General features: G+C 66.6%; 6 protein-coding genes. 1 reads left to right on the top strand and 5 read right to left on the bottom strand.

Annotated elements, in window-relative coordinates:
* A partial coding sequence (locus tag ACFV4R_RS18300; RefSeq protein WP_377204095.1) for a helix-turn-helix domain-containing protein occupies nucleotides 1-478 on the bottom strand: 478 nt, incomplete at its 3' end.
* A 150-nt stretch (nucleotides 479-628) separates the two neighbouring features.
* On the opposite strand from ACFV4R_RS18300, the gene ACFV4R_RS18295 reads away from it, so the two are divergent.
* Nucleotides 629-2,665 (top strand): rhamnogalacturonan lyase, encoded by a 2,037-nt coding sequence (locus ACFV4R_RS18295; protein WP_377204093.1) that lies wholly within the window; start codon nucleotides 629-631, stop codon nucleotides 2,663-2,665.
* 125 nt (nucleotides 2,666-2,790) lie between these two features.
* Here the strand turns inward: ACFV4R_RS18295 and ACFV4R_RS18290 are convergent, their stop codons facing one another.
* The 4 genes from ACFV4R_RS18290 to ACFV4R_RS18275 form a co-directional block, all read right to left on the bottom strand.
* The gene (locus tag ACFV4R_RS18290) at nucleotides 2,791-3,678 is read right to left on the bottom strand and encodes an SRPBCC family protein (protein ID WP_377204092.1); all 888 of its coding nucleotides are present in this window, start codon (nucleotides 3,676-3,678) and stop codon (nucleotides 2,791-2,793) included.
* A 154-nt stretch (nucleotides 3,679-3,832) separates the two neighbouring features.
* A complete protein-coding gene (locus tag ACFV4R_RS18285; RefSeq protein ID WP_377204091.1) occupies nucleotides 3,833-4,561 on the bottom strand; it encodes a polysaccharide deacetylase family protein in 729 nt (242 codons plus the stop codon).
* A 252-nt stretch (nucleotides 4,562-4,813) separates the two neighbouring features.
* On the bottom strand, nucleotides 4,814-7,495 hold the full coding sequence (locus ACFV4R_RS18280; protein ID WP_377204090.1) for a Tat pathway signal sequence domain protein: 2,682 nt from the start codon (nucleotides 7,493-7,495) through the stop codon (nucleotides 4,814-4,816).
* Between the two features lie 148 nt (nucleotides 7,496-7,643).
* Entirely contained in the window at nucleotides 7,644-7,796 is a 153-nt protein-coding gene (locus tag ACFV4R_RS18275) for a hypothetical protein (protein WP_377204089.1), read from the bottom strand.
* Nucleotides 7,797-7,926 lie beyond the last annotated feature (130 nt).

The following is a 7,926-nucleotide window of genomic DNA, read 5'->3' as shown; positions in this document are numbered from 1 at the left end:
GCTCCCTGCTGACCGTGGACGGGTTCCTGCCTAATCGCCGGGCAATCTCTCGCACCCCGCAGCCCTCTGCGCGCCACACACCAATCAACTCGCGCACACCAAAGGACAAAAACCGCCCGCATGGGGGCTTGAGCGAAGGATCCACCCCACCATGCTTACGGACGATTCTGCTGACAGTACCCTCGGACAACCCCGAGAGACCCGCGGAGGCCTCATCAGAAAGACCAGAAGACCGCGACACCCAAAAAACCCGGACCTTCTCACGCAAAACCCCAGGCCGACCAAAACGTCCCACAACACCACCAATCACCCAGGCGTTGCAACGACCCCCAGAACCCGCCGGGGAATTTGCCGCCAAAAGTGAGCGCGCGTTGGGGAATTTGCCGCCACAAGTGAGCGCGCGTCGCGGGGGAGAAAGAACGTAACGGAACAATTTCTCCCAATCATTAACGGTCAAACCCTTGACCGGCTTTGTCATCCCTTGATAAACCAGAAGAGCAGAAAGCGTTTTCCATCCGACGCGGACCCCCAGCCCACCCCTACGAAGCGGTGCGCTTCCGCGCGGTTGAAACGTTCCAAACTGTTGTGCGGCAGACTCAGCTGCCGCCGCATCAAAGGAGATGTTCTTTTGGTTTACCACTCGCAGTGTTCCCCCACATCCCGGGCCGGCAGGGCCTGGAAAGCAGCACCCCTGGCAGCGGCAGCGGCGTCCCTCACCGCCGCGGCGCTCGCCTTCACGGGAGTCCCGCTGGCCCAGGCCGATCAAAGTACGGCATCGGACCAGTCCACGGCACAGGACCAGTCCTCGGCGCCGGGTCAGGCCGCAAAGCAGGCCCTCAAGCGCCAGGTGGAAAACCTGGACCGGGCACCCGTGGCGGTGCTGACAGACCAGGGCGTCACCCTGGGCTGGCGCATGCTCGGCCTGGACAAGGACAGTGTTGGCTTCCAGGTGCTGCGCGACGGCAAGCAGATCACCAGGGAGCCCATCCGGGACACCACCACCTTCATTGACCCCGACGGAACGGCCCAGTCCACGTACGTCATCAAGACGGTGGGCAACGGCAACGGGCAGGACAAGCTCAGTGCCGGGTTCACCCCGCTGGCGCAGAACTACCTGGCCATCAAGCTGGACAAGCCGGCGGACGGCGTCAGCAAGGACGGCAAGCCCTACACCTACAGCGCCAACGACTCCACGGTGGCGGACCTGGACGGCGACGGCGCCTACGAGATCATCCAGCTCTGGAACCCGTCCAATGCCCAGGACAACTCCAAGTCCGGCTTCACGGGCAACGTCTACGTCGATGCCTACAAGATGGATGGCACCAAGCTCTGGCGCATCGACCTGGGCAAAAACATCCGCGCCGGCGCGCACTACACCCAGATGCTGGCCTACGACTTCGACGGCGACGGCAAGGCCGAGGTGTCGTTCAAGACAGCAGACGGCACCACGGACGCCGCCGGTACTGTCATCGGCGATGCTGCGGCGGACTACCGCAACAGCGCCGGCTACGTCCTGTCCGGCCCGGAATTCCTGACGGTTTTCAACGGGGCAACGGGCACCATCATGGACACCGTTCCCTACGACCCGCCGCGCGGCAACGTTTCGGCCTGGGGCGATGGCTACGGCAACCGCGTGGACCGGTTCCTGGCAGGCGTCGCCTACCTCGACGGTGAGAAGCCGTCCCTGATGTTCAGCCGCGGCTACTACACCCGCACCGTCCTGGTCACCTATGACCTGGTGGACGGCAAGCTGGTGAAGCGCTGGACCTTCGACTCGGATATCGCCGGTGCCGAATACAAGGGCCAGGGCAACCACAACCTGTCCGTGGCGGACGTGGACCAGGACGGCAAGGACGAGTTCGTCTTCGGTTCCATGACCATCGACGACGACGGCAAGCCCCTCTACAACACCAAGCTGGGCCACGGCGACGCCATCCACACCGGGGACCTGGACCCGTCACGGCCCGGCCTGGAAACCTTCGCGGTGCACGAGAGCATGAGCCAGAGCGGCAACCGCGGCGCCACTTTCCGCGATGCCGCCACCGGTGAAGTGCTGTGGAGCATCCCCGCCATCAAGGACACCGGCCGCGGCGCCACGGGCGACATCGATCCGCGTTTCCCCGGTTCCGAAAGCTGGGCCGTGGGCGGCGACGCTGCCTGGAATTCGCCGGTCGGCTTCCTGATGTCCGCCAAGGGCGAGCGGATCTCGGACAAGATTCCGGCCGCCAACTTCATGGCTTGGTGGGACGGCGACCTGCTGCGCGAAATCGTGGACCACGAGTTTGACGCTGACGCAGGCATGGGTGTGCCCACCATTTCCAAGTGGAACTGGGAGACCGAAACCAGCGACCGGCTGCTGACCGCCACCGGCGCCCGCACCAACAACCACACCAAGGGCAACCCTTCGCTCCAGGCCGACCTGCTGGGCGACTGGCGCGAGGAACTGGTTTTCCCCTCTACAGACAGCACCGAACTGCGGATCTACACCAGCACCTCGCCCACCGAGGTCCGGCTCCGCACGCTGATGCACGATCCGATGTACCGGACCGGTGTGGCACGCGAGACCGTGGGCTACAACCAGCCGCCGCACCCGAGCTTCTTTATTGGCGAGGGCATGGAGACGCCGGCAGCGCCGTCCGTCTTCTACGCAGGCAAGACGAAGTAGCTAACACTGCTGGACAGTAAAGCACCGCCCGCCTCGGGAAGAGGCGGGCGGTGCTTTTGTTTCGGAATGCAGAGTACGACGACGGCACTCGCCTTGGGCGGGCCGTCAGCCGGACGCGGCGGCCGTCAGTGCTGGCCGAGGTTGCCGCTTACCGGAGGCAGGCCACCGTCCGAGCGGCGCTGGTCTTCGCGGCGCTCGCCGGCGCTGAGGGTCTCGCCTTCGAGCGTCTCGTCGGATTCTCCCGTGGTGTCAACCAGTCCATTGGTCTGGTCGAACTGGTGGCCAATCCTGTCGTCGCCGAGGTCGGCGACTGACCCGCCAGTGGTCGTGTCAGTCGGGATCGGCGTGACGGTGACGGGCTCGCCGGGAGCCGCGGGGGTGACCGTTTCGTCGGCGCCCACCGTGGTGTCCTTGTTACCCCTGGCAGCCATGGCCGCTGCCGCGCCAGCCACTGCGGCGACACCTACGCCGGCCGCCACCTTGCCTGAAACGCCGGCCTTGCCGGAATCGCCGCGGGAAGCCCCCGCGTGCTCAACGCCGGGCGTACCAGCCGTGGAGCCGGGGTTGACGCTGCCGCGCCAGGCTCCGCTCGCGTAACGCTCGTCCTCGATGAATTCCTTGAACTTCTGCAGGTCGGACTCGGCCTGGCGGTCCACAACGTGCAGCTTGTCGCCGATCTTCTCCACCACGCCTTCGGGCTCGTACTCAAGCGTCAGCCTGAGGGAGGTCTGGCCGCCGCCCACGTCCTCGAATTCGACGGCTCCGGCGTTGGTTGCGCCCTCCGTGGCGGCCCAGGAAACCTTGCGGTCCGGCACCTGCTCAAGGATCTTTGCCTCCCACTGCCGGCGGATGCCGCCGATCTCGGCCACCCATTCCAGCCGGTCGTCACTGAGCTGCGTGACGCTCTTGACGCCGCCCATGAAGTGCGGGAACTCCTCAAACTGGGTCCACTGGTTGTAGGCCGTGCTCACCGGAACGTTCACCAGAATGCGCTTTTCCACCTTCGTGCTCATAACGTCTCCTTTGCTCTGTTACCGGAAGCCGATGGATCTGTAGAAATCATCAGCATGCTTACCAAGTTACCTTCCGGAGGCACAGCACGCTACCCCGGGCGGCGCGGGAGAAGCGGACGACGACGGCGCCAGGGTCAGGCGGCGGCGGATTCGGTCAGGGTGAGACCACCACCCCATACGACCCTTCGTTCAGCGGGTTGGCGGTCGCGGAGGGCGCCACCACGCCAAAGTCGTAACCCCGTGCCCGCAGGGTGTCGATGGTCCGGGCCAGGTAGGACCACTGGGACGCGGGGCAGGACAGGACATCGTTGCCGTCGTGGAGCAGGATGATCGCGCCGGGTGCCGCTTCATCCAGGACGTACTTCTGCACGCCGGCCGCGCCGGGGCATTCGTAGTCGCCGGGCTGGCCGACATGCCAGCGCCACTGGATGCCGCCGCTCATGCCGATGCTCCTGATGTAGTTCAGCGAGTAGGACGTGCTGTTGCCGAACGGGAAGCGCATCAGCTTGGGCGTTGAGCCGGTAATGGCGGAGATCGCGGCGTTGGTACGGTCAACCTCCTGCCGCTGCCTGGTCTGGCTCAGCTCCGGGAAGTTCGCGTGATCCCACGAATGGTTGCCGATCACGTGCCCCTCGGCCTTGATCCGGCGGACCAGGTCGGGGTACTGCTGTGCATGGTTGCCCTGGAGGAAGAAGGTCGCCTTGACCCCCTTCTGCTTGAGGACGTCCAGGACGAAGGCCGTGCGCTGGACTGACGGGCCGTCGTCGAAGGTCAGGCCGATCAGCGGCTTGTCCGCTGCGTTGGCCGCCATGGGGCTGCCCACCAGCAGGGCCGCTGCCAAGCTCGCGGCAGCCAGGGCCACGGCAGCAAATTTGCTTTTCATGGTGCTCGTTTCCCTTCCCAAGGTCCTCCTGAACCCTGTTTAGGTGAAGCACCCTATGGCGCCCTGAAAGGCGGTGTAAACACGCGGTGGGCCTCGACTGGGTAACATCTGGCGGCACGAAAAGGCCGTTATGTGGGCGTTACTTTGAGGGCTTTTGAAGGGCGGCGTGAGAGAAGCGGACGACGGCGGCGCCCGGCCGTTTGATGAAAAGTCCGGGCGCCGCCGTCGCGGGTCAGTCCGAGGGAGCGGGTATCAGCGCAGGTGCTGGCCGATCAGCGCCAGGTTCTGGATGACGGCCAGGCCGAACTGTGCGGTGTCGTTGGTGGAAACCGTAGGTGCTTCGTCCACCGGCAGCAGCACATGGGGCGGCTCGATGGTCCGCAGCGTGAACGCCGATTCGTGGTTCAGGTGCTCCCCGCCCTCGCTGAAGCTCTCCCAGGCGCGGTCCGCCAGGTCACGATCCTGCAAACGCGCCGCCGCATAAGCGCTCAAACGGCTGTGCGCCTGGGTGAGGTAGATGCCGGCCAGCGGCTCACCCACCTCTGCCACCTGCTCTTCCTTGGTGCCCAGGAACAGCCGGCAGTACTGCAGCCAGGCCCGCTCGAACGCAGGATCATCCACCAGGTCCACCAGCTCGCTGCAGATCTCCACCAGGCCGAACACGGCACTGAGGTGGGACACGGAAATCATCTCCCGGCCGGTATCGAAGCGGCCCTTGTCCAGGTCATACAGCGCTTCGCCGGTGAGGAAGCCGTATTTGAGGGCGCCAATATCCGCCATGGTGCCCAGCAGCCGGTCGCGGGAGCGCGGATTGCCGGTGCGCTCCCAGTCGGTGAGCCACGTGGCGGCGAGCGAGCCCCAGTCCGTGCCCAGCCCCACGCCCAGGGCGCCGCGGTTGGGCCGGTAGGTGTCGGCGTCCGGGCGGACCTTGCGGACCGGGTCCAGGCCCAGGAAGTTCTGGTCGCTGTCCACCAGCTCGGTCAGAAGGTCGCCGGTGCGCTCGTCCGCCGTGAGGTAGTAGTAGAAACGGCGGTAGGCGGGCGTGCTGATGCGCAGCTGCTTGGCGCTGCAGCCCCAGTGCTGCACGTTGTGCCGGGACCCCAGGCCCTTCCATGGGCCCAGGTGGTAGACGTCCACCTCGCCGGTGTGCCGGGTCATGGCCTCGGCGAAGCGGAAGATGTCCGCCCGGCCGGAGCGCAGGTAGGAGTACCAGAGCCAGAGGTCCGGCGAGAGTTCCGAGTTGTCCCAGGCGTAGCCGCCCACGTCGTACCGCCACACGTGCCGGTCGAAGTCGTAGGTGTGCATCACGTCGCCGAAGTTCCAGAACCCGTACCAGCGCCGCTGTTCCACCTGCCCGGCGTAGAAATCGAACAGGAAGTCGAGGTGGTCCTCGAGGCGTGCCCGCGCAGGGGTGCCCCGATCCACCGGATCCCAGTCGCCGAACACGCCCACCGAGTGCAGGTACTCCGGGGTGGCCTGGAGCAGCGCCGGTGAGGAGGCCGCAGCGGCGTCGGCTGCGAGGCTTTCAGTGGACGGGGTGGCGTCGTAGGCGAACAGGGTTAACTCATGCGTGCGGGCAATCCCAGTAGGGTTCCCGAAGCCCGGTTCGTAGTCCTCATACGTGATTTCCAGGCCTTCGAGCTGTTCCTCGAATGTGTCCTGGCCCAGGCCGTCGTGGTAGAACCGCAGGTCCATGGGCTGGGCCTCGGGGGGGTAGAGCCAGGCTGTCACGGTGGCGTCGGTTCCGGCGGCGCCGCGGATGTCCAGCTGTCCGGGGTGGGACTGCCAAAAGTCCTTGATGCCGATGCCCAGCCCGCCGCGCGTGTCGCTCAGGGAGCAGAAGCCGGCGGAGCGGGTCCCGGCCGAAATGCCCACCCAGCCGTGGCCCGGTGCTGTCCGCTTGCGCAGTTCGAAGCCGTCCGCGCTGAGCTGGGTCAATGTGTAGTCGCCCCAGGACGGGATCAGGTGCAGGCGTTCGGAGACTTCGGGGTTCCAGGTGTCCGGGGAGGGGGTGGTGCGTCCGCCGATCTGGGCGGCGCACACGTCCGCACCCGGATCCCGGCGCAGTCCGGTGAGCCCGCGGACCGCCTCGGTGAGGAAACCGCCGTCGGCCCCTGCAATCCGGATGTGCCGGTTGTGCAGCTCGGCGTCCAGAGGCACGGTGAAGCGGACGCCCAGGCCGGCCAGGAAGTCGCTGTCCGCGTCGCCGTCCCAGATAAAGGAATGCACCATCCGCACGCTGCGGGCGTTGGCGTAGAAGTAGAAACGGACCACGAACGGCAGCCAGCTGCGTCCCCCGCTGCCGGCGTTGTCCTGGCGGTGGCGGCCTTCCAGCCGGACCACGGCGCGCACCGGCCCGTCCTGTTCAAGCTCCACGGCGGTGACCTCGCCTGTGTACTGCTCGCGGCTGGCGGTGCCCGCCTCTTCCGGGATGCCGTCCTGGAGGAGGCTCACCAGGCGCGCGTCGCGTGCCACGGTCCGGCCGTCTCGCGTGAGGCTGGTGAAGAGCGTGGAGCCGCTGCGGCTGATCTCCATCTGCAGGGCGCCGGTGTCCACGGTGAAGGCGCCGGGGCTTTCTGCGACGCTGACCCGGGCGCCGCCGTGGGCACCAGGAGCGCCCTGGGCTTCCTGAACGCCCGACGGCGGCGCGCCGCCTCCCGAAGGTGCGGCGCCGGCGTCGTGCCCCACCTGGTAGCTGGCCGATGGCGAATCCGTTGCGGGAAGCGCGATCCCGGCCCACTTCAGTGAACCGTCAGGCCAGGTGGCCAGGGGCCATGCCTGGCTGGGGACGCGGGCACCGCCGGCGTCTGTCACTGTCAACGCGCCCGGCCCGTGGACGGTGCCGCGGGGGAAGGGCATTCCCCAGGTGGTGCCGCTGCTGGTCCCTGACGGTGCTTCGCCGTCGATCCACCTGATGAGGGTACTGTCCGTCATGTTGTCCGTTCCCGCTGGTTTGTGGCGCGCAGAATAAACCCCCGCCATTGCAGGGGAAAGCGCTTTCTTGAATGGTTTCAAACCTACTGCGCGGGGTGCGGGGTGGCAAGGGATGGCCGGAAATTGCGGGGAACTTTCAGCCCCGGGATCAGGACTTCGGGTGCGGCTCGTCCGGAACGTCTGGCCCCTCCGCGGGATCCTGGGAATGGGCCCTGACGTCGTCCGAGGGATCCGCGTCCGGATCGCCCTCCGCCGGGGACTCCGGGTGGACCCGCTCGTCGCCCAATGGATGTTCGGTCATCGCTGCCTGCTCCTTTGCTGGTGCCGCGGCTCGGTGGCGGCGGTACTGATCATTGAGCGCCCTTGGCTGCTGCGTGTCAACGGCGTGTGCGGGAACCTCTGGCCGGGGCTGGCCTTCTGTGCTGGACTGG

Source organism: Pseudarthrobacter sp. NPDC059871 (assembly GCF_042731175.1).
Classification (GTDB): Bacteria; Actinomycetota; Actinomycetes; order Actinomycetales; family Micrococcaceae; genus Arthrobacter.
The sequence above is the reverse complement of the archived record's forward strand: the minus strand, read 5'-3'. Positions and strand labels throughout refer to the sequence as shown.